The 22025-nt window shown below is 37.6% G+C and carries 19 protein-coding genes and 1 other annotated feature; of the genes, 7 read left to right on the plus strand and 12 right to left on the minus strand.

Features of this window, described 5'->3' with window-relative positions; translation table 11 throughout:
- Positions 1–15 precede the first annotated feature (15 nt).
- Positions 16–1386, minus strand: coding sequence for an anthranilate synthase component I (gene trpE / locus ACP8HH_RS18340; protein WP_438313819.1), 1371 nt, complete (start codon positions 1384–1386; stop codon positions 16–18).
- Between the two features lie 73 nt (positions 1387–1459).
- Positions 1460–1686: a binding site (T-box leader), on the minus strand.
- A gap of 192 nt (positions 1687–1878) precedes the next feature.
- Between trpE and rluF the strand changes: the two genes are divergently transcribed.
- Positions 1879–2583, plus strand: coding sequence for a 23S rRNA pseudouridine(2604) synthase RluF (gene rluF / locus ACP8HH_RS18345; protein WP_438313822.1), 705 nt, complete (start codon positions 1879–1881; stop codon positions 2581–2583).
- A gap of 73 nt (positions 2584–2656) precedes the next feature.
- Here rluF and ACP8HH_RS18350 read toward each other — a convergent pair whose 3' ends face one another.
- The 3 genes from ACP8HH_RS18350 to ACP8HH_RS18360 are packed head-to-tail and all read right to left on the minus strand — an operon-like array spanning position 2657 to position 4923.
- Complete coding sequence (locus tag ACP8HH_RS18350; RefSeq protein WP_438313825.1) at positions 2657–3382, minus strand: amino acid ABC transporter ATP-binding protein; 726 nt, start codon at positions 3380–3382, stop codon at positions 2657–2659.
- A gap of 15 nt (positions 3383–3397) precedes the next feature.
- Complete coding sequence (locus ACP8HH_RS18355) at positions 3398–4063, minus strand: amino acid ABC transporter permease (RefSeq protein WP_438313828.1); 666 nt, start codon at positions 4061–4063, stop codon at positions 3398–3400.
- A 38-nt stretch (positions 4064–4101) separates the two neighbouring features.
- A complete protein-coding gene (locus tag ACP8HH_RS18360) occupies positions 4102–4923 on the minus strand; it encodes a transporter substrate-binding domain-containing protein (RefSeq protein WP_438313830.1) in 822 nt (273 codons plus the stop codon).
- A gap of 244 nt (positions 4924–5167) precedes the next feature.
- On the opposite strand from ACP8HH_RS18360, the gene mgtE reads away from it, so the two are divergent.
- The gene (mgtE, locus tag ACP8HH_RS18365) at positions 5168–6535 is read left to right on the plus strand and encodes a magnesium transporter (protein WP_438313833.1); all 1368 of its coding nucleotides are present in this window, start codon (positions 5168–5170) and stop codon (positions 6533–6535) included.
- Between the two features lie 105 nt (positions 6536–6640).
- Here the strand turns inward: mgtE and ACP8HH_RS18370 are convergent, their stop codons facing one another.
- Both ACP8HH_RS18370 and ACP8HH_RS18375 read right to left on the minus strand, forming a co-directional pair.
- Positions 6641–7570, minus strand: coding sequence for a response regulator (locus ACP8HH_RS18370; RefSeq protein WP_438313835.1), 930 nt, complete (start codon positions 7568–7570; stop codon positions 6641–6643).
- Positions 7571–7574: 4 nt separating this feature from the next.
- Positions 7575–8804 carry a sensor histidine kinase gene (locus tag ACP8HH_RS18375; RefSeq protein WP_438319252.1) on the minus strand — a complete coding sequence of 410 codons (1230 nt, stop codon included), beginning with the start codon at positions 8802–8804 and terminating at the stop codon, positions 7575–7577.
- 346 nt (positions 8805–9150) lie between these two features.
- Here ACP8HH_RS18375 and ACP8HH_RS18380 point away from each other — a divergent pair, with 346 nt between their 5' ends.
- The 3 genes from ACP8HH_RS18380 (at position 9151) to ACP8HH_RS18390 (ending at position 11453) form a co-directional block, all read left to right on the plus strand.
- The gene (locus tag ACP8HH_RS18380; protein ID WP_438313838.1) at positions 9151–9945 is read left to right on the plus strand and encodes a transporter substrate-binding domain-containing protein; all 795 of its coding nucleotides are present in this window, start codon (positions 9151–9153) and stop codon (positions 9943–9945) included.
- 138 nt (positions 9946–10083) lie between these two features.
- Entirely contained in the window at positions 10084–10728 is a 645-nt protein-coding gene (locus ACP8HH_RS18385; protein ID WP_438313841.1) for an amino acid ABC transporter permease, read from the plus strand.
- Positions 10725–11453 (plus strand): amino acid ABC transporter ATP-binding protein, encoded by a 729-nt coding sequence (locus ACP8HH_RS18390; protein ID WP_438313844.1) that lies wholly within the window; start codon positions 10725–10727, stop codon positions 11451–11453. Before ACP8HH_RS18385 ends, ACP8HH_RS18390 begins: the two co-directional genes overlap by 4 nt.
- A 472-nt stretch (positions 11454–11925) precedes the next feature.
- Here the strand turns inward: ACP8HH_RS18390 and ACP8HH_RS18395 are convergent, their stop codons facing one another.
- From ACP8HH_RS18395 to ACP8HH_RS18410, 4 genes are all read right to left on the minus strand, one after another.
- A complete protein-coding gene (locus ACP8HH_RS18395; RefSeq protein WP_438313847.1) occupies positions 11926–12822 on the minus strand; it encodes an acetamidase/formamidase family protein in 897 nt (298 codons plus the stop codon).
- 49 nt (positions 12823–12871) lie between these two features.
- Positions 12872–13630, minus strand: coding sequence for a sulfite exporter TauE/SafE family protein (locus tag ACP8HH_RS18400; RefSeq protein WP_438313850.1), 759 nt, complete (start codon positions 13628–13630; stop codon positions 12872–12874).
- A 68-nt stretch (positions 13631–13698) separates the two neighbouring features.
- Positions 13699–15213, minus strand: a complete 1515-nt coding sequence (locus ACP8HH_RS18405; RefSeq protein ID WP_438313853.1) for an acetyl-CoA hydrolase/transferase family protein — start codon at positions 15211–15213, stop codon at positions 13699–13701.
- Between the two features lie 126 nt (positions 15214–15339).
- Positions 15340–15984 (minus strand): LytTR family DNA-binding domain-containing protein, encoded by a 645-nt coding sequence (locus tag ACP8HH_RS18410; protein ID WP_438313855.1) that lies wholly within the window; start codon positions 15982–15984, stop codon positions 15340–15342.
- Positions 15985–16123: 139 nt separating this feature from the next.
- On the opposite strand from ACP8HH_RS18410, the gene ACP8HH_RS18415 reads away from it, so the two are divergent.
- Complete coding sequence (locus ACP8HH_RS18415) at positions 16124–16756, plus strand: CBS domain-containing protein (RefSeq protein WP_438313857.1); 633 nt, start codon at positions 16124–16126, stop codon at positions 16754–16756.
- A 211-nt stretch (positions 16757–16967) separates the two neighbouring features.
- Here the strand turns inward: ACP8HH_RS18415 and ACP8HH_RS18420 are convergent, their stop codons facing one another.
- Both ACP8HH_RS18420 and ACP8HH_RS18425 read right to left on the minus strand, forming a co-directional pair.
- The gene (locus tag ACP8HH_RS18420) at positions 16968–18191 is read right to left on the minus strand and encodes an MFS transporter (protein WP_438319254.1); all 1224 of its coding nucleotides are present in this window, start codon (positions 18189–18191) and stop codon (positions 16968–16970) included.
- A gap of 108 nt (positions 18192–18299) precedes the next feature.
- Positions 18300–19607 (minus strand): ectonucleotide pyrophosphatase/phosphodiesterase, encoded by a 1308-nt coding sequence (locus ACP8HH_RS18425; protein ID WP_438313860.1) that lies wholly within the window; start codon positions 19605–19607, stop codon positions 18300–18302.
- Between the two features lie 331 nt (positions 19608–19938).
- Between ACP8HH_RS18425 and ACP8HH_RS18430 the strand changes: the two genes are divergently transcribed.
- Entirely contained in the window at positions 19939–21999 is a 2061-nt protein-coding gene (locus tag ACP8HH_RS18430; protein WP_438313863.1) for a sensor domain-containing protein, read from the plus strand.
- Positions 22000–22025: the final 26 nt, after the last annotated feature.

The raw sequence follows: 22025 nt of genomic DNA on the forward strand, positions 1-22025 counted from the left end.
CTGCTCATTTTCACTTTATGTTAATTCTAGTAACGACCTTGCTTTATTTACCGTTTCCTTATATTCCAGTCTTGGTATTGACCCTTGAACAATTCCCGCACCCGCCTGTACATAGGCTTTGTTATTTTTAATGAGTAATGTTCGAATCGTCAATGCAAAATCCATATTGCCATTAAAGCCGATATAACCAATGGCTCCACCATATATTCCTCGGTGTATATTTTCTAATTCATCAATAATTTCCATTGCTCTCTTTTTTGGAGATCCAGTTACAGTACCCGCAGGTAGACAAGCGGTCAAAGCGTCGAGTGCATGCATTGAGTGCGACAACTGTCCTTTCACCTCAGATACGATATGCATGACATGCTGATAACGAACGACTTCCATATGACTGGTCACTTGAACTGTCCCCGGCACACACACTTTACCGATATCATTTTTCCCAAGTTCAACAAGCATCTCATGTTCTGAAAGTTCTTTCGGGTCTGCCAGCAGCTCTTTTTCAAGCGCTAAGTCTTCCGCTTTATCTTTCCCACGTCTACGTGTTCCGGCAATCGGGTTCGTCATTACTGTTCCATTCGAAACACCGACAAGACTTTCAGGCGACGCCCCTACAACGACATGATCTGTAAATTCCATATAATACATATATGGAGAAGGATTGCGCTTCCGAAGTTTTCTATAAAGTAAAAATGGATCTCCTGTAAAACCCGCTTCTAATCTTCTTGACACTACGACCTGGCTCACTTCACCGGCCTCGATGTATTCAATAGACTTTCTTACAAGAGCTTCAAACTCATCTTGCGTCAATCCAGAAGTGAAGTTAGACAACTCATAAGTGGTCTCTTTTTCTTTCGACGCAGTTAAAATTTGTTCCGCCAGTTCATCTAAATCATATTTGCTTACTTCTGCTCCAATCTCTGTACGCAGTAGAGTTACTTCTTGTAAGACATGATCAAAAATAATAACTGTTTCATATATATTGAAATTTACATCTGGTAATCCAACGTCATCTTTTGGTTGGTTGCCCGAATCATACGCAGCACCATATCCAAAATAACCAACTGCACCACCTGTGAAAGGAAAATCATTATTATCAACAATTCTGGGCATTAGCCTTTTCAACAATCCAACGACATCGCCATCATGCGTATATGTCTTACCTGTTCCATAGACATATTCTTCAATTTTATTTCCTCGACCGCTGTACGATTTCCGAGGATCCATTCCCATAAATGAATAACGTCCCGATCCTTCGTGCATCGATGAACTTTCAAGTAAAAACTTCTGCTTCCCTTGCATTCTTCCAAATATCAAGATCGGTGTTAATAAATCACCATCTATTTTTTTGATAGTTGTTCGAAGCCCTGTTTTTTCTATACTCATCTTAACTCCCCTTATCTATTCTAAAATTATTGAAAACAAAAAATCCCCTGCAAAAGGACAGACTAGTCCGATTGCAGAGGACGGAATATACCGCGTTGCCACCTCAAATTGAAGCATTTCTGCTTCCTCTTAGTGTGCCTTATTTTAAGACACATTCCGTAACGTGGAATCTACGTCTCCCATAATTACTTAAAGGAGCTCTCATAAGTCCATTCACATAGGCTGCGTATCAGTTTGCACCAAACACTGACTCTCTAGTATCGCATTCCTCATGCTACTCTTCTTATTCAATAATTTCTCATCTATGCTCATCTCATCTAATCCGTGGGCGGCATCGCTGTCGATACCTTCTGCCCCTCTTTAAATATAACTATTTCTATAATTTTAGAATAAGTTGAAAGAATTGTCAACCTTTAATAATTCATGATTTTGAACATTTTAAGTGAACACGTTACAATAGAAGAAAGAACTTAATTAGAAAAGGTGAATTCAATGAGAATAAACAAATATTTAAGCGAGGCTGGAATTGTTTCTCGTCGCGGTGCAGACCAATGGATTGAAGATGGAAGAGTTACAATAAACGGCGTACTATCCGAACTTGGCAGCAAGGTTGAATCGGGTGATGAAGTACAAGTTGATGGCAAACCAGTAAAAACCGAAGAACAACTCGTTTATATCGCACTTAACAAACCCATTGGTATCACAAGTACTACTGAGCGTCATATCGATGGTAATGTGATTGATTTTGTTAACCATCCACTCCGAATTTTTCATATCGGAAGGCTTGATAAAGATTCAGATGGACTTCTACTTCTGACGAATGATGGTGACATTGTAAATGAAATCCTACGCGAAGAGCATAATCATGAAAAAGAATACATTGTTACAGTAGATCGCCCCATTACGAAGGACTTTATAGCAGAAATGGAGTCGGGTGTCGAGATACTTGGTACGATCACAAAGCCATGTAAAATAAAACAACTTGGGCCGAAAAAGTTTAACCTAACCCTAACTCAAGGATTGAATCGTCAAATTCGCCGCATGTGTTCAGCACTCGGTTATGGTGTATGGAATTTACAAAGAACACGAATATTGAACATTCATCTAGGTGATTTACCAAAAGGCCAGTGGCGGGATTTAACAAAAGACGAGTTATCCGAAATGTTTCAAATGATGAATTATAAACCAAAACGTTAAAAAGCTGTACTACACACTTTTCACAATGTGTAGTACAGTTTTTAATTTCTAAAAAGCGTTACAAAATTTCAAATTACACATTTACCATTTCTAAAAATTGACGAGTACGTGCGTTTTTGGGGTGATTAAAAAATGCGTCAGGGGCTGCATCTTCAATAATCAAACCCTCATCTAACATAATGATGCGATCGGCTACTTCTTTTGCGAACTTCATCTCATGCGTTACTACGACCATTGTCATGCCATCATTTGCTAAGTCTTTCATTACCCGTAGTACTTCCCCGACAAGCTCAGGGTCGAGTGCGGATGTTGGCTCATCAAAGAGAAGAGCTTTGGGTTCCATAGCAAGTGCTCTTGCGATAGCGACACGCTGCTTTTGTCCACCAGACAACTTATTTGGATAGACATCCCTCTTATCCGATAAACCAACTTTTTCAAGAATTTTAAGTGCAGCTTCTTGAGCAACTTTCTTATTGACTTTCCTTACGATTACAGGTGCTTCCATAACATTTTCAAGCACCGTCTTATGAGGAAATAGATTAAAGTGTTGGAAAACCATTCCTACTCCTGCACGTACTTTCGATAAATTATCTTTCTTCAGATCGACCTTTTTTCCATCAATCGTAATGTCACCTTCGTCCAATATTTCGAGGAAGTTTAAACAGCGTAGAAGCGTACTCTTTCCCGAGCCACTAACACCTATCAACACAACGACCTCACCAGAATTGACAGTAATGTCTATTCCTTTAAGTACTTTTAGTTTACCGAATGACTTATGGATATTTTTCCCTCTCAGCATGTATTCCCCTCCTCATTAACGATCAACGTCTAACTTTTTCTCATACCATTTAAGCAAACTAGTGAATATTAGAACCATTATTAGATAATACAAACCTACGACTAAAAATGTTTCGAACGGCTGAAAGCTCGCGGCTGCCTCTCGGTTTGCCATCCCGTACAATTCGGAAACTCCAATCACGTAAACAAGAGATGAATCTTTCAACGTGATGATAAATTGGTTTCCAAGTGGTGGAATTGCGCGACGAAGCGCTTGTGGAAAGATAATTCGTCGCATCGCTTGTCGAGGGTTCATACCTACAGCAAGACTTGCCTCTTCCTGCCCACGATCGATGCCTTGTATCGCTCCCCGGAAGATTTCTGCGATATATGCCCCGTTATGCACAGCTAACGCCAATGCACCTGCCCAAAAGTTCGACAGAGTGACAATAGATGTAATTCCGTAATAAAGGAACATTATTTGCACAATTAAAGGCGTCCCACGGATTATAGTAATATATAAGTTTGCAATCGTCTGCAAAATTTTAGATTTTGAGATTTTCATTAAAGCAAAAATAATACCAAGCACGGTACCCAAAATGACCGCAACAGCAGTTATTTCAATGGTTATAAGTGCTGCTTTCAAAAAGCCTTCGTACGTCCGCACGAATACTTCGTAGAGTGTAGTAAATAAGTAAGACACTAGCAATCACTCTCCCCGTTGTCGTTTCGCCGTTCTTCTTATTTTAGAATCTCTACACCTTCTAAATCAACTTCTAGCAAATTACGATTAAACCATTTTTGTGATATTTCGTCGTACGTACCGTCTTCAATTATTTCTGCAAGTGCTTCATCAATAGCTGCTCTTAAAGCATCGTTTTCAGGACGAACAACAACACAGGCTTCCTCAACCCACAAAGGTTGGCCTACTTCTTTAAGCTCAAATCCATTCTCAATCGATTCGAACCCAACAATGTCAGAAGTAATAACAGCATCTAATCTACCTGGTATTGTTAAATCTTTTAAAGCCACAACATCACTGGCATAATACTGAATATTATCGGAAAGTTCCTGTGCTGGTTGGTCATATGTTGTTTGCGCAACAACACCAATTTTCTTGCCTTTTAAATCATCCGCACTTTGAATATCTGTGTTGTCTTTATGAACAAAAATCATCCCACCAGAGTAATAATATGGTTCTGTAAAGTTAGCTTGTTTTGCCCGCTCATCTGTATATGCCATCGAACCAATAATCGCGTCATACTTCACGCCTATCAGTCCTTGCAAAATTGTTTCAAAAGGATTTGTCACTGGATTGGGTTCCAAACCTAACTTCTCTGAAATCGCATTCCCAATATCAACATCAAAGCCCATAAGCTTTCCGCCTTCTTCATAGTTAAACGGTTTGTAAAGTCCACTCATCGCAAATGTTAGATTCCCTTTTTTCACAAGTTCGTATTCTTGGTCACTATCATCCCCTGTAGCATCTTTTTCTTTCCCGCATGCGGATAGTACCAATACAGTAGCTGCTAGTAGTAAAAGCATCATCTTCAATTTACTCATCTAGACAATCTCCCCTTTTTCCCAGTTATTCACTGGATAGTTTGTTACCAACGTTATTTTTCCTATTATACACAAGTTGAGTACATAAATCCGAAGAATTTGAATATTCATTCCTAGGAATTGTTTATTCTAGTTTCAATTAGCCGATTTTTCATGTACCATTAAATAAATGAAGGATCTGCTTAATCCCCATGAACATTGGTTTTCCGGCTCCTACTTTTGGTATTGGAGCTTTTAGAAAGAGGTGAACTTTTTGAAAGAAAAATTAAGTAAAAATAAAATTGCAATTGTCTTAATACAACTCTTGAAGGATGCAAAAAAAGATGCTTTTAGAGAAATTATTAAAGAACTTATGCCTTATGATATTTCTGAGCAATACAATGAGTTGCCCGTAAAACATCGCTCGCTTTTTTTAGAGTATTTAGATGTCCCTCAACTTACATCGCTGCTGCGACATCTCACGCGAGATGAACAACTCCAAGTTCTACATATCCTTAAACCCGATCGCTCTGTCGAACTACTCGAGCTGATGAAAAATGATGATCTTGCATTTTTGTTATCCGGGTTAAAAGATAGTCAAATCGAAAAGTTGATTACACAAATGAAACATGAAGAGTCGGAAATTGTTCGAAGAATTCTTGCTTATCCAGAAAAATCTGCCGGAAGAAAAATGTCTGACCGGTATGTTTGGATTAATAAGAAGTATACGATTGAAAAAGCGATTGAAAAGTTAAAACACTTCTCGGAGCTTGCCGAGTATCTAAATTACCTTTATGTAATAGATGAACATAAAAAGCTTGTCGGGGTAGTTTCTTACCGCGATTTGTTGCTCGCGGATAGTAAGACAACTGTAGAAGAGATTATGACCAAAAACATTATTAGTGTAGATGTCTTTACAAAACAACAGGAAGTTGCAAAATTGATTGCCAGACATGATTTTGTTTCCATTCCTGTCGTAATTGAAGACAACACGCTTGTTGGGATAATTACGGTTGATGATGTTCTGGATATTATCATGAGGGAAGCCGACGAAGATATTGAAATGCTTCTTGCTTCTGGTAAATCCATTGATTTTAAAACAAAACCTTTAGTTGCAGCATACAGACGGTTGCCTTGGTTGATTTTACTCTTGTTCATAGGACTCGTTTCAGGGAGCATCATCGCAAGATTTGAAGCCACACTAGAAGCCGTTGTGGCTCTGGCCTTTTTCATGCCAATGATTGCAGGAATGACCGGAAACACAGGAACACAGTCACTTGCTGTCGTTGTTCGTGGTCTTGTGACCCAGGATTTAACTACAAAGCAGGCACTTAAACTCATTTTTCGTGAATTCCTTGTAGGAATCATAATCGGAATTACATGTGCAATTATCATTTCCATTATTGCTTACGTTTGGCAAGGAAGCTTCGTTCTCGGTCTCGTTGTAGGTTCTTCACTTTTTGCTACACTTATTATCGGGACAATTGCAGGTACAGTTATTCCAATAATCTTGCACAAATTTAAAGTGGACCCAGCTGTTGCATCAGGCCCACTGATTACGACGATTAATGACATTTTATCGCTTTTAATCTATTTTGGCATCGCGACAATGTTCATTTCAAAACTTATGTAAAGACAAATCGCTAAAATAAATAACTATTCATTAACTAAGGATCGCTGTATAAATATAGCCCTACCTAAAAAAGACCCGGCTAGGGTCTTTTTTTGTATTACACAATCATTTACTTTCCTTTATACGCTTAGCTTCAAAAAATAACATTTGTAAAAACTTCTTTGTATTAATACGTGTCGGACTTAAGGAATGTGTTGCATCACCTTCCAATACCCTCATTCTTTGTCGAACGACTGTAAAGTCAAAAAATCGTGATGCATAATTTTCAAATGTGGAATTCCCGTAATCTGTCAATCCTAAAGAAGCAAAATGATTAAGTGAACAAGTAATCACTCTTCTAAGTCTTTGTTCCGATGCCTTTACTTCTCGATTGATTTCTATTTGAGTTGCTGAAAATCCAAGTTTGTTTTTCGAAATTTGTAGAAATAGCTCTTTTAAAGAAGGAAAATCCTGTTCTACGTTATTATTGTTTAACATAAATAAATAATATAGAATATCGATTAAATCTTTTGTACCGTTTTCCCCAAAGATGCCCAGTTCCGAGAAAAGAAACTCCGAAATTTCTGTGATGATTTTTTCTGGTGCACTTGTAATAGTTTGCGAAGATGCCGGTTCTATTTGTAAAATATTGCTGAGTGACGCTTTAATATCATGAATTGAGTTTTCTAATTGAATTCGCTCCATTACTTTTTGTATCACTGAAATCATTTCGATTCTATTAATGGGCTTAATAATATAATAATCAACCCCAAGTGAATAGGCTTCACCTATCAACTCCTTTGTTTCAACCTGTGAAATCATAATAAACTTTCCTTTAAAGCCACCTGATAAATGTCGAATTGTTTCAATACCATCCCGATTAGGCATTAGTAAGTCAATAAAAAGAATGTCTACATTAAGCATGTTCAAATAAGTGCTTTCTAGTTGTTCACCGTCGGATGCCTCTCCAATGACTTCACCTAAGTTTTCGTCCTCTATAATTTGCGTTAAAATGGATCGAATCGCAAGATCATCATCTACAAGGAAAAAACGCATAAAATCATCCTTTCTGCGTTAATTGATTCACAGGGATTGTAATACTGAAAGTGATACTATTATGTTGGCTTTTAAAACTGATTTTTCCATTTAAATTATTAACTGCTTCCTTAACATATGAAAGACCAATCCCAGTAGATGGATTACCAAGAACATCATACCTAGATGTAAAACCGGGTTGGAAAATTGCTTCTGCATACTTGTCTGGAATAGATGATCCACTATTAAAAACGTCAAATTTCACAATTCCATCTGCCTCACTAAAACTCACGTGAATATTTCCCTCTTCTGGTACTGCCTCCACTGCATTAGCTATTAAATTATTAATTAAAGATAAAACTGTGTAACCATGATAATCTGGATGATTACCCTCTATTAGATAGGTTATTTTTATTCTTTTATTAAGAGAAAATACATACTTTTCATTGATACGCACAATCAGTCTAATCAAATCTTCCACCATTAAGTAATCTTTAAAACTTTCTTTAGATATCAATTTTGAAAGACCAGCAAAAATACGCTGATTATCTTTTTTTATTTCATGAATTTCTCCAGCTATCCTTAGTGCCCTTAAACCATCTTCTTTATCTTTCCCTACCAAATCACGATATAAGTCATAGCATTGAACAGTAACTGTCTCAGCATTTTTCAATGTTTTCTTTAAATATACAGCTTCCTCATGTAAGTTAGATATAAGAACTAACATATGTTCATTTTTTTCTCTAATCTGCTTTTCACGTGAGTCTGCTTCATATAACTTCAACATATTAAAAAAACTAACAACAATAAAACTGTGTGCAAAGGCTACTAGGTTCATTTCAATTACATCCACCATTGTAATTGTTGTGTTTAATGTTATATACTGCACAAAAAGTTCTAAGCTATCTGATAGTAATTCGACAATGTAACCAATAAACCCTATCATTAAAGAAGACTTTCGGAAACGTTGGATATTAATTAATTGGAACAAGCAGGCGAATGTAAAATAAAAGAAGAAGGTTGGAAAATGTTGTTGAAAAGAAAAAAACACATCTGTTTCAATTTTAAATACAAGATCCATTAAAACACGGAATAATACCACAGCTGTTGCAGTCAAGAATCCAGGAAATACTGGCGGAACTTTTTTTAGTAATAGCAAAAAAAAGAAAATTGCAGGTGCACCAAAACTCACCCTAAACGTATCGTTTAACGGATAGAATTTTACTTCTCCAGCAAGTGGTACCATTATTATCATTAAAACAATAATGTATATATCATTTTTTAGTAATAATCTAAATCCCAAGATGTATCCTCTTCTCCAAATACTTATTATAACTTGTCTGAAAAAACAGTATACAATCACACGCGGTATTAGACAACGACCTTAGGGCTTATTATAAACTTCTCTATCATTATGTATAGATTAAGTTAATTGGATCTTTAAAACATCATAGGAAATTAATATTTTAACTAAATGTAGGTTTCCGTCTAATTACGTAGTTCTAATTATACAATGAAAACAGTTGTGAAAGCGCTTTCTTTAAGGAGACTGAATATTCACAATTGAATTGAATGATTATAATAAAATAGGGGGAATTGATATGAAAAAGTTTGGAGTTTATTCACTGATGCTTGCAATCATGCTTGTTCTGGCTGCGTGCGGTTCTGATAAAGCAAACAGTTCTAAAGACGAATCACCAGAAAATAGCACAGGTGCTGCTAAAGAAATATATAAAGTTGGAATCGATACGACATATCCACCTTTCGAATTTGAAGTAGATGGTAAATATACAGGAATAGATATTGACCTTATTACAGCAATTGCAAAAAACCAAGGAATTAACATTGAATTTGATGCAATGGACTTTGGTGGAATCATTCCAGCAATGCAAGCAGATCAACTTGATATCGCAATTGCCGGAATGAGTATTACCGAAGATCGTAAAAAGGTTGTCGATTTCTCAGATCCATACTTTGAGGCTGGTCTTTCATTAGTTGTTGGAGCAGATTCATCAGATATTGAAACAATTGGAGATTTAAAAGGGAAAACAATCGCTGCGAAAAATGGAACAACGGGTGCGATATTTGCACAAGAGAATGAAGCAGAGTATGGCTACACTCTTGTACTTTTTGATGATAGCCCTGCAATGTTCCAAGAAGTTTCAAACGGTAAGGCGGATGCATTAATCGAAGATTACCCCGTAATTGCCTATGCAATCGCACAAAACAATCTGGATTTACAAATTGTTGGGGAACGTTTAAACGGAGATAATTACGGAATAGCTATTCTTAAAGGAAAACATCAAGATATTTTACAAAAAATTAACAAAGGATTACAAGACCTTCGTGACAGTGGTGAATACGACGAAATAATTGCAAAATACATTAAGAAATAAATCAATAAATAGATTGGAATATTTTAAAGTGGAGGCGCCCTATAAAGGGTGCCTCTCTCCCAATTCAGGAGTAAGAAGTTTCAATCTTTCTAATTGTAATGAATATGAATTCTAGGTGTTTTTTAAGGAGATGAATAAATGGATACGATTATTGCAGCATTGCCCTATTTGTTAGAAGGTGTAAAAGTCACACTTTATATCTTTTTCTTTTCAATCATTTTTGGTTTTTTAATCGGATTGGTTGTTGCTTTAACACGCCTAATGCCTTTTAAAATCCTGAGTTGGATTGCGAAAGCTTTCGTCGATATCATCCGAGGAACACCGTTTATTGTCCAATTATTCTTTATTTACTTTGGGGTAAATTCACTAGAATTTGTTTCGTTAGATCGGACAGCGGCTGGAATTTTGACCGTCTCATTAAATGCAGGCGCTTACTTCTCCGAAATTATGCGTACTGGAATCCAATCGATTGATAAAGGACAGGTGGAAGCATCGAGATCACTTGGTCTTTCACAATCCTATACGATGCGTACAGTTATTTTGCCGCAAGCTTTTAGAAGAATGTTACCTACAATTACGAACCAATCGATTATTAGTTTTAAAGATACCTCGTTGCTCTCTATGATTGGAATTGCCGACATCGTGCAAAAAGGAAAGGTACAATCAAGTGCTACTTTTCAGCCCTTTGAAATTTGGTTAACAGTTGGTATCATTTATTTTATTCTTATTTACCTAATCTCATTGTTCTCAAGCTTCATTGAAAGGAGGTTTGAACTTAGATGACTATAATACAAGTTCAAAATTTAAAAAAGTCCTTTGGGAATCTTGAAGTACTTAAAGATATCAATGTGGAAATAAGTGAACGCGAAGTCGTCTGTGTAATTGGGCCTTCCGGTTCCGGAAAGAGTACATTTCTACGATGTCTGAATCGCCTGGAGGATATATCCGGAGGTCATGTTCTCATTGCAGGCCAAGATATCACAGATAAAACGCTCGACATTAATAAAGTCAGAGAAAACATCGGTATGGTTTTCCAGCAATTTAATTTATTCCCGCATATGACTGCATTACAAAATGTAATGCTTGCCCCAATGAAGCTTAGAAAAAGTAACAAAGGTGAAATTGAGAAGAAAGCACTCGAACTTCTTTCAAAAGTAGGTTTGTCTGATAAAGCAAATGTCTACCCCGGCGAACTTTCGGGAGGGCAAAAGCAACGTGTTGCAATTGCGAGGGCATTAGCTATGGATCCTAACATTATGCTCTTCGATGAACCCACTTCAGCTCTTGATCCTGAAGTCGTAGGTGACGTACTTGCAGTGATGAAGCAGCTTGCCCTAGAAGGCATGACAATGGTTGTAGTGACACATGAAATGGGATTCGCTCGTGAAGTGGGTGATCGTGTACTATTCATGGATGGCGGATATATCATAGAAGAAAATGTTCCTGAGGAACTATTTAACAATCCTCAAGAAGTTAGAACAAAGTTATTTTTAAGTAAAGTACTGTAATATTTTATCGTAAGCTATTTCCGCGATGGCTTGGACAAATTACATTAAGGCAGACTACAAGACGCACTAATGTATGGGCTTCAATGAAGAAGGCAATAAGTTTCTAAACACAAGCTTATTATCATCCAGTAGGAAGTTAATCCTTAATTAACTGACCTCTTTTACAAACGTACGTAACATTCGGTATAGAATGATTCAATTTCCCGAGTATCTTGGCTCATAAAGTAGGGACATATCTTTCAGTCCCTCTTTATGAGTTTTTAATATTGTTATTACATGGTTTATTGTCGGAGTCTAGGATATGTGTATACGCACGTATCCCCTCAAGAATTAACTGGTCACATGAAACCTTCCTGAACGATGACCTGTTTTCGTAGCATAATATATTTTGAACCCTCTTTTTTCCATCGATTTCAAATGATTTGTCTAAACCGACGGACCAATCATTGTTGAATTTTTGAACACAGCCTTACTAGTTCGATTTAAATATCGACTCTCCCAAAAGTGATTTTGGTACAGCAACCCGCACGGTCATTAGCGGATTGACAATTTGACTGATTTGCAAATCGCATGTGGCGCTTAATAAACGGTAAGCTTCATTGAATGGCAGAGACAACTTCTCCTGTAAAAGTGCTACCACTGTTTCCAATCCTCGGTTCGTTGCTTCCTCGAATGTCTTACCTGAAGAAATCACCATGTAGGAATCCATTGTTTCTACGAAAGGCATTGTAATTTTACCCGTTACTTTCGTAAGTCTTAGCGTTACTTTTCCGCCGATTTCAACACCAGAACCGTTTAATTCACCGTCACCCATCGCTGCGTGCATATCTCCAAGTCCAAACAATCCGCCATCATGGAATACAGGGAAGTAAACCGTATTTCCTGTTGTAATGTATTTAGTATCCATATTACCGCCGTGATCCCCGGGTGAGACAGTCGAAACCGCTTCCCCTTCTGGAGCAACACCCATTACTCCAATCATTGGACGAAGTGGCAAGTGAATGTTTTCATTAAAAATCACTTTATCCCCTGCGATAGGCATTATTCTAGTATCCATTTTCGGTACTAATTCTCCAATAGGCCCCATCCCGGGATAAAGCATCATTACGCCAAATTCATCTAATTGAATATCCAAAATTTCAACACGCAATGTATCTCCTGCCTGCAATCCTTCGATGTAAATGGGACCTGTCGCAGGATTAATAAACGGTACTTCCACATCTGTTCTAAGCTGTTCCTCACTTTTAAACACACCGCTGTAACAGTCATGCGTTTCAACAACAAATGTTTCTCCCAGAGCAACTGTATAAGCGGGTTCATGGGCGCTTGAAAAGCTTGTCACAAATCTATTCTTTTCTAAGTAAATCATAATGAATTCCCCCAATTCTTTTAATCAATTCATTTTAGTATAACTCTATTCAGTTAATTGTGGAAACAAGCAATAAATAGAGACCAGTGAACACTAAAATGACATACGTAATCCTTTGAAAATACGTTTGATTGATATAAGAAAAAAGACGTTGCCCTATATAAAGTCCGATAAATAACACAGGTAAAGCAGCTAAACTAGAAGTCCAAACGATTTTACTTGTGCCCGCAAAAAACACTTGAATAAGTAAGCTCGCGGAATAAATAAAGAGATAAAAAGCAAGTGTTGTGGCGCGCAGTGCTTCCTTATTCGTTTCCGTGCCAGAGAAATAAAGTAATAATGGGGGTCCCGGCATACCTATTGCTGTAGTAAGTCCTCCGGAAAATAAACCTACTGCATAATCACGACGGTTTGTTTTTTGAATTCGATATTTTATAATCAGTAAAAATGTCAGTACTAAAATCACAATACCTATTCCAAGCTTCAGTTTTGTAGCGTTCGCCATTAAAAACAAAAAAATACCAATCGGCAAGCCAGGAATGCTTCCAATGATAAAGCGTTTTACGATACCCAAATCTATATCTTGCCGTATTTTAAAGAAAAGGACAGTAGAAATAATAAGAGACAATACGATATTAATTTGAATGGCTTCTCTAGGCTCATATATCATAAGTAAAAATGGAGTGGCCATAATTGAAAAGCCAAAGCCTGTACTTGTCTGTAAAACAGATGCAAATAAAATAATTAAACTGAATCCGAAAATCACCAAGTCAAAAACACCACTTTCAAATGAACTTGTTTGATACATAACTATACCATTTTAAGCCATAAAAAAAGAACCTAAGCCATCGAAATCGCTTAAGCCCTATTATTTAATTAAACGAGTTGTCCAGCAAGCTCACGCATAGTTCCATTCTTCGTGAAATTTGTGTGCCAAGAAAATGCCTTTTCCATTACGTGTGGCGTATGCCCGCCCCGTTCAAGTGCTTCGCTATAGTATTCACGAAGTTGCTCACGATACATTGGGTGTGCACAGCGTTCGATAATCAGTCCTACGCGCTCTCTTGGTGCAAGTCCACGTAAATCTGCATATCCTTGTTCCGTAACGATCACATCGACATCATGTTCTGTATGATCCACATGCGAAACAAAAGGCACAATACTTGAAATGTCCCCGCCTTTAGCAATCGACTTTGTCACAAAAATCGCCAACCTTGCATTCCGCGCAAAATCGCCGGAACCGCCAATTCCATTCATCATTTTCGTTCCCGAAACATGCGTTGAATTTACATTCCCGTAAATATCCAGCTCCAACGCCGTATTAATTGAAATTAATCCAAGACGTCGAATGATTTCCGGGTGATTCGTAATTTCCTGCGGGCGCATTACCAGCTTGTCTTTATATGCTTCAAAGTTCTTAAATACATGATCCATTTTCTCTTCTGACAATGTAATAGAGGCACATGAAGCAAACCGGACTTTTCCAGCATCGATTAAATCAAACACAGCATCTTGAAGAACTTCAGAATACACCTCTAAATCCTCAAATTCGGAGTTAATCATTCCATGTAAGACTGCGTTAGCGACTGATCCAATTCCCGATTGGATGGGTGCAAGTTTCTCCGTAAGTCTTCCCGCATGAATCTCTGAACGTAAGAATGTAAGTAAATGTTCGGCCATGACTTCAGTTTCATCATCTGGTGCAACAATCGGCGACGGTGAATCAAGTTGATTTGTAAGAACAATCCCAATGACCTTATTAACATCAATGGGTATGCCAATCGAGCCAATTCGTTCATCCACTTTTGTCAATTCAATTGGTTGTCGCTCACCAAGCTTGCCCGGATCATATAAATCGTGAAGGCCCTCAAGTTTTGTTGTCTGGGCCAAATTGATTTCAATAATAATGGACTTCGCATGATTTGCAAATGCCAATGAATTCCCGACAGACGTCGTTGGAATGATCATTCCATCCGCCGTTATTGAAACCGCTTCCAAGATTGCTATGTCAATTGGCTCAAGAACTTCTGCTCTAATTAGTTCTGCTGTATGTGAAAGATGATGATCAACAAACAAATGCTCACCGTCATTAATCTTTTTCCGCATTGTCGGATCTGCTTGAAAAGGAAGGCGCTTGTGTACAATTCCTGCTTCGGCAAAAAGTCGGTCAATCTCAGAGCCGAGTGAGGCACCTGTATACACATTTACTTTAAACTTTTCTGTTTCAGCACGTTTTACTAATGCCAAAGGTACCGCCTTTACATCACCTGCGCGTGTAAATCCGCTTAAACCTAGCGTCATTCCATCTTGAATCCAAGAAGCCGCCTTTTCAGGTGAAACAATTCGATCCCTCAATTCAAGATTATTAATTCGCTCGTTAACGTTCCCCATTCAATTCTTCTCCTTTGTTCACACTTTCAACTTATTTTATCTCAAGTATGAATGAAAAAGAGAAATTCGGTGTTAAAGAGGGGTTTACACGTCAGAGCAGTAATAAAGGTGTTTAAAACAGTATATCTAAAAACCCAGTAATTTCCGGAAGTAGCTGGAGTACGATTGGCTTACAGGGATTTTCGTCTGATTGTCCATCGCCAACACAAAAGTAGAATGAGTATCTGGGTAAATCGCACGAATATGATTGACATTTACAATATAAGATCGATGACAACGTACAAACGATTCCTTAGGTAGGATATACTCAAATTCTTGCAAAGTATTTTTATGTGTGCCGAAAAACTCTTTTGCGTAGATATATGTTTTTCGCTCTTTCACCTCTATGTACCTTACGTCTGTAAACGGGGTCGGGATCCATCCATCAGTCGTTTTTACAGTTACAACTATTTTTCCATCTGTAAATGTTGGGTGAATCGCTAATACGCAGCCTTCAATTAGTCCATTCTTATGAAAAGGAACGGCCATTCCATGATACGGTACCCCAAATAATTCACGGTTAATAAATTCAGATACTTTTTGATTTTCGGCAATTGCCTTATACGCAATCGTCCCCTCCCTAACTGGGTCACCCGGTCTTATCTTCAAATCGACACGTTTACTTGGCCGATAATAAACGTATTCCGTTTTATTCGTTACCGCAATTGATATTTCATCGGAAAAAAGCTCTCCTACCACATCTAACAGTGATGTGCTGTTTAAAATTTCCATGGAAAGTCTCCCCCCATTTAATGTCTAGTAAATTTATAGTCTCTCGCCTAAAGCTTTTATTGTCATCTTACCATTTCTCCATTATAGTATATATATAGTCGAAAAATTTCGATAATGCGATACTTGAGGAGGAATAGAAATGTTTGTTAGGGATTTATATTTAGAATTACATGAAGTTACTACCGTGAGAAATGATCAAAGTGTGACTGATGTATATGAAACTATCAACAAAAGCGGATACAGATGTATTCCAGTAATCGATACTGAAGGTATGTATAAAGGAATGATTTACAAAGTCCATATAATGGAGTATCTCTATGAAAGCGACGGCGATAAAAATGCTACAATCGATTCTTTATTGAAGCATACAGACATATCTATCTCGAAGTTTTCACCTTTCTTAAAGGCTTTAATTGCAATTAAAGCTTTGCCGTTTGTGTGTGTTGTTCAAGACGGAAAACTACTTGGGATTTTAACACAAAATCGAGTGGAAAGTGTATTAAAAGATGCATTTGGAATGGCTACGGGCGGTATAAACATCACATTATCTTCCGTTGAAGCAAAAGGTATGATTGAAAAGTTAACAAAAACACTTCGCGGAGAGAATATTGAAGGTATGTTTACACTAGACAATGGGTCCGTAATTGCCCGAAGAGTAGTTATTACTCTCGAAGATGGAAAAACGGAAGAAGAAATAAATGTACTTCGCGATAAGTTAATAAAACACGGCTTTAGAATTTTACACATCGATCATATCGACAAAGTAGAGTAAAGAAGAGGAGATATTCCTCTTCTTTTTTCATTTTATAGATATCCGACAGTTAGACGATGATATCCGCGCATTCACGGGGTATATCCGACAGTTGATGACATATATCCGACAATGTAAGTAAGATATCCGACACTCCAAGCATTATATCCGCAAAACAGGACTTAAAACCTACATGACTCACTTCATTTCCTTCTACAAAGTCATTATTTCCTCACGTTGATTTCAATCCAGGTTCTGGCACAAATTTTAGAACGGTGATCCCGATAATAAAGAGAATTACAAGACTAAATACACCGTAGGCTGAGTTCCCAGTTAGCTGTGAGGTAACTGCCACAAGTAATGGTCCCATAACGGAAGCAAATTTCCCAAAGATGTTATAAAAACCAAAAAACTCATTCGACTTTTCTTTCGGAACAAGTTTTGCAAAGTAAGACCGACTCAGAGCCTGAATACCACCTTGAGACGTGGCGACAAGCATTGCAAGTATCCAGAAGTCTGTTTCGGTTTTCATGAAAAATGCGTAAATACAAACGATAATGTAAACAAAGATTCCAACGTACAACATCTTCTTCCCAGTGAACCTTTGGGACAATCGGCCGTAAATAATAGCAAATGGCGCAGCCACTACTTGAGTAACAAATAATATGATTAAAAGAGTCGTAGGACTTATCCCTAAATCAGTTCCGTATGCTGTTGACATTGAAATAATCGTTCCAACCCCATCAATATAAAAGAAATAAGCAACTAGAAAGAAAAACACATTCCTATATTTACGAATATCTTTAAAAGTAGTTACAACTCTCTTAAAGCTTCCTTTAATAATATTTGGATCTCGTGGAATGGAATGAATTTGAATGACATTTCTCAGCATTGGAACAGTAAATACAATCCACCAAATAGCCGTAATAATAAAAGCAAGCCTCATCGAAATCATTGTTGGTAATGGGATTACCCCTTTATCTGACAGCAATACAAGTGCTATGCTGACCATGAATGGGATGGTGCTTCCGATGTATCCAAGTCCAAAACCCCTAGATGAAATCTGATCCATCCGCTTCTCGGGGGTCACATCAACAAGAAATGCATCGTAGAATATATTTGCCCCGTGAAAACCAACTGCGGTTATCGCATATACTATTAATAGAAATATCCCGTTACCTTCCGGGACGAATGCCAGTGCCGCGGTTGATAAAGAACCAATTGCAAAAAAGAGAAAGAAAAACTTCTTTTTTAATCCCTGATAATCCGCTAGAGATCCTAACACAGGTCCAATAAGTGCCACTATAAACGTTGCAGCAGCGACAGCATATCCTAAATATGCTGTTGAGTCTGAATTGGCAATGCCTGCATTTGTTGCAACTTGTTTATAAAATAATGGAAATAATGCTGTTGTAATAATAATTGAATAAGCCGAGTTCGCCCAGTCATACATCATCCAACCGTTTTCTACCTTACTAAACTTCTTCAATTCATTGCCCCCTTTCGCTCATTCTTTTTTTAAGTGTACGATAAAACGGGTCTGAATAGTTTAAAAAGTTGAAATTTAGTTTTCTATTATTTCTTCTACCACTCTTCCGTTCGTATCTCCTAGGTCAAGCCCAAGAAGCCGCGCAAACGTCGGTCCCTCATCAACAAGGCACATCGACGGTATTTCCACATTCGGTTTAATGCCTTTACCCGTTGCAATAAAAACCGTAGAATACAGTTCTTTTTTAGGTGAATATCCATGCGAGGCATAGGTATACTTACCTTCTTCCACATCTTTATTGGAAATTACTTCGATTGACTCACCATCGAGATGTTCTGTAAAGTAAAACCCTTGCCGCGCCTCCAGCATGAAAGCTGCAGTTGCATCAGCCCCACGTAAGCCCGCTTCCTCTCCGGTCAACACAAACTCAATTCCGTTTTCATTGTTTGCAACAAGTGAATGAAGTAACGCGCTCAACCTAGACTTTGTTTGAACATCTTCTGGATCTTTTAAGTAAATATAAGCCGAACCATCGTTACTTTTACAAATTGCCTTCCATTCCTTTACTTTTCCTTTGTTATTCGGAATAATGAGGCCGCTCTCCTTGAGATACACATTCATTTTTATAACTTTTGAATGGTCGAGGGAACTATGATCACCAAGCGCAACAATTGTAGACTGTTCATACATACCGCTTTCTTTTAGAGCGGACAGTATTTTTCCAAGTCGCACATCGTGACGCCCAATTGCGTCTGATGCTTCTTTTGAAGAAAATCCATAGCGATGTCTTTGCGTGTCAAGGTCTACAAGATGAATAAGCATCAAATCCGGCTTTTTATTCATAATTGTATAAACAGTAGATTCTGTAACGAAATCATCCAATTCCGGTTGTGCGGTTCCCCTTCGGAGATGGCCAAACATTTGATTCAGCTTAAGTTGATAAAGCTTACTGCCATTCATAAGTGAAACCGCAATCTGGTTATGCCAAGGCCGATTCGCAAACATCTCAGGCATATGGTAGTCAATCTTAGCCTTTGCCGTTACAGGCCATAGGAACGCAGCAGTCGTCATACCGGCTTTCTTGGCTTCGTCATATAAAGTCGTCCCTTTGATGTGACGTCGCTGCCAGTACCAATCGGGTGACTCTCGATTGGGTTGCAGCATTGTATTCGTCACAACGCCATGCCGATTCGGATAATTCCCCGTCACAATACTTGTATGACACGGATACGTTACAGAAGGATAAATCGTTTTTACTTGCTTACAAATTGCCGCCTTCTCAAATAACTCTTGAAAATTCGGTAGTTTTTCCAATATCGGTATATCTAATGCTGAGAGACAATCAAAAGAGATCACAATTAAGTGCTTTGTTAAGCGTGTCATCTTACCACCCCTTTTCTACAGGACATTTTCGTGAACACAAATGCCGTTTGGATAAATACAACAATGTTCTTATAATAATACATTGATTTTAACGCATCGCATACAAAACAAACTACGCCCACAGAAGTCGGTTCCCAAAATGTTCACTTAATATACAAATTACAAGGGTGTTCCCTAATACAATAGTCCCAAATAAGTGATATAATGTATTATCACTGGTAAAAGTAAGGTGCTTAAGATTTTCAATATACTTTTACAGATTATATTTAATAAGTAATTCTACTCATCTACATATAAGAAATATTTAATAATTAGGAGAGGTACCACGAAAATGCTAACCGAAGAACTATATCAACAAACACTCGAAGGCTTTCAAGTTATTGAAAATGCCCTCAACCAATCCTGCGTCGTTGCGATCACAAATCGACAAGGTGTGATTTCATACGTAAACGACAAGTTTTGCCAACTATCCAAGTATTCGGCGGACGAGTTAATTGGTCAAACACATAGCATGTTAAATTCAGGCTACCATCCGAAAAGTTTTTTCGAAAATATGTGGCGGACGATTAGTGGCGGAAAGATCTGGCTCGGCGAAATAAAGAATCTTGCAAAAGACGGCTCACATTATTGGGTGAACACAACAATCATTCCGTCGTTGAATAGTAGTGGTAAACCTTATCAATATATAGCGATTCGAACAGATATAACTGAGAGTAAAAAAAATGAAAACGCGTTGCAAATCGCATTGAAGAACGATTTCCGTCAAACGGTGAAAAATCTTCAAAATGCGGTATTTAAATATACAAGTGACCAAGAAGGCAAAATCTTATTCACACTACTAGAAGGACATCTTGCAGAAGAGCTTGGACTAACCCTAGAAATGTTGTGCGAAAATAAGTTATATCATTCATTTTCAGAAGATGAGTATAGACAATATAAAAGTAATTTATTAAAAGCACTAAGCGGCGAGGCCGTTCACTTTGAAATTATGCTCATGGGATTTACTTGTCTAATTTACTTGTCGCCTATATTCGAAGCAAGCAAAGTAGTAGAAGTTGTCGGAACAGCAATAGACATAACAGAACGAAAAAGAGCCGAAAAAATCGTCGAAAACATGGCTTATTATGATTATTTAACGGGTCTCGCCAACAGAATGCTTTTCAAGATAAAAGTAAAGGAAACTATTGCGCAGTCACGTTTGCAAAATGACACTTTCGGGATTATGTTTCTAGATTTAAATCGATTTAAAGGAATCAACGATACATTGGGTCATACAATAGGTGATCAGTTGCTAATCGAAGTTGGCGAGCGACTTGAAAACATCTGTCGTATTGGGGATGTCGTTGCGCGTTACGGCGGTGATGAATTTGTTATTTTACTCCCCTCCACAGAACCTGACGAAGCACGTTCCATAGCGACAAATATCGTGGATGAGATTAGTCGGACATTTACTTTCGATAACTTACATCTAAACACGAGCCCAAGTATCGGAATTAGCATGTTTCCACAAGACGGAGAGGATTCCGAATCATTAATAAGTAACGCCGATTTAGCAATGTATGTGGCAAAAGTAAATGAGGAGAAAATGTATCACTTCTTTACTCAATCTTTAGCCCGCGAAACACTAAATAAAGAGATGTTGAAATCTGACTTGAAACAAGCCCTTTCAGAAAATCAATTTATTATACATTATCAACCTCAAATAAATTTGAAATCGGGAAAGTTGAGTGGACTAGAAGCACTTATTCGCTGGCAACACCCGTCGAAAGGTATTATTTCACCCGCAGACTTTATTCCAATTGCAGAAGAAACAGGATTGATTGTGCCTATTGGTAAACTCATACTAGAAACTGTCTGTAGCCAAGCAGTAAAATGGCAAAGACTTGGATTCAAACCAATACGAATGAATGTAAATGTTTCAGTTGGACAACTTAACCAAATTACTTTTGTGAAACAGGTGGAAGAGATACTATACAAAACCGGTTTGCACCCAGCTTTTCTCAATCTTGAAATCACAGAAAGTATGACAATAGACGTGCAAAAATGCCGAAAAATCCTTCAACAGCTTAGAAATATTGGCGTGAGTATTAGCATCGACGATTTTGGAACAGGTTACTCATCGCTCAGTTATATAAGTGAATTCCCAATTACACATTTAAAAATAGATCAGACATTCATTCATGGTGAAAGTATGAGCAAACGAGCAATTGTAAAAACAATCGTCGCTTTAGCAAAGAACTTGAATATAAAAGTAATTGCTGAAGGCGTGGAGACAATTGAGCAAGCAGAATTTTTAAAAAGTCTTAATTGTGATGAAGTTCAAGGATACTTATATTCGAAACCTGTACCAAAAGAACAGATTGAACAACTTCTTAAAAATAGTACGCAGTAAATATTGGAGGTGGAATATTATTGTTT

The organism is Sporosarcina sp. FA9, assembly GCF_051550205.1.
In the GTDB taxonomy this organism is placed as follows: domain Bacteria; phylum Bacillota; class Bacilli; order Bacillales_A; family Planococcaceae; genus Sporosarcina.

Coding starts and splice junctions, on each gene's coding strand:
- ACP8HH_RS18405 (WP_438313853.1), bottom strand. CDS start 15,213: ATGGGGAACGTTAACGAGCGAATTAATAATCTTGAATTGAGGGATCGA.
- ACP8HH_RS18410 (WP_438313855.1), bottom strand. CDS start 15,984: ATGGAAATTTTAAACAGCACATCACTGTTAGATGTGGTAGGAGAGCTT.
- ACP8HH_RS18380 (WP_438313838.1), top strand. CDS start 9,151: ATGAAAAAGTTTGGAGTTTATTCACTGATGCTTGCAATCATGCTTGTT.
- ACP8HH_RS18395 (WP_438313847.1), bottom strand. CDS start 12,822: ATGATTTACTTAGAAAAGAATAGATTTGTGACAAGCTTTTCAAGCGCC.
- ACP8HH_RS18390 (WP_438313844.1), top strand. CDS start 10,725: ATGACTATAATACAAGTTCAAAATTTAAAAAAGTCCTTTGGGAATCTT.
- ACP8HH_RS18400 (WP_438313850.1), bottom strand. CDS start 13,630: ATGTATCAAACAAGTTCATTTGAAAGTGGTGTTTTTGACTTGGTGATT.
- ACP8HH_RS18420 (WP_438319254.1), bottom strand. CDS start 18,191: ATGATGTATGACTGGGCGAACTCGGCTTATTCAATTATTATTACAACA.
- ACP8HH_RS18375 (WP_438319252.1), bottom strand. CDS start 8,804: ATGATAATAATGGTACCACTTGCTGGAGAAGTAAAATTCTATCCGTTA.
- ACP8HH_RS18350 (WP_438313825.1), bottom strand. CDS start 3,382: ATGCTGAGAGGGAAAAATATCCATAAGTCATTCGGTAAACTAAAAGTA.
- rluF (WP_438313822.1), top strand. CDS start 1,879: ATGAGAATAAACAAATATTTAAGCGAGGCTGGAATTGTTTCTCGTCGC.
- ACP8HH_RS18415 (WP_438313857.1), top strand. CDS start 16,124: ATGTTTGTTAGGGATTTATATTTAGAATTACATGAAGTTACTACCGTG.
- ACP8HH_RS18425 (WP_438313860.1), bottom strand. CDS start 19,607: ATGACACGCTTAACAAAGCACTTAATTGTGATCTCTTTTGATTGTCTC.
- ACP8HH_RS18385 (WP_438313841.1), top strand. CDS start 10,084: ATGGATACGATTATTGCAGCATTGCCCTATTTGTTAGAAGGTGTAAAA.
- ACP8HH_RS18370 (WP_438313835.1), bottom strand. CDS start 7,570: ATGCGTTTTTTCCTTGTAGATGATGATCTTGCGATTCGATCCATTTTA.
- trpE (WP_438313819.1), bottom strand. CDS start 1,386: ATGAGTATAGAAAAAACAGGGCTTCGAACAACTATCAAAAAAATAGAT.
- ACP8HH_RS18360 (WP_438313830.1), bottom strand. CDS start 4,923: ATGAGTAAATTGAAGATGATGCTTTTACTACTAGCAGCTACTGTATTG.
- ACP8HH_RS18430 (WP_438313863.1), top strand. CDS start 19,939: ATGCTAACCGAAGAACTATATCAACAAACACTCGAAGGCTTTCAAGTT.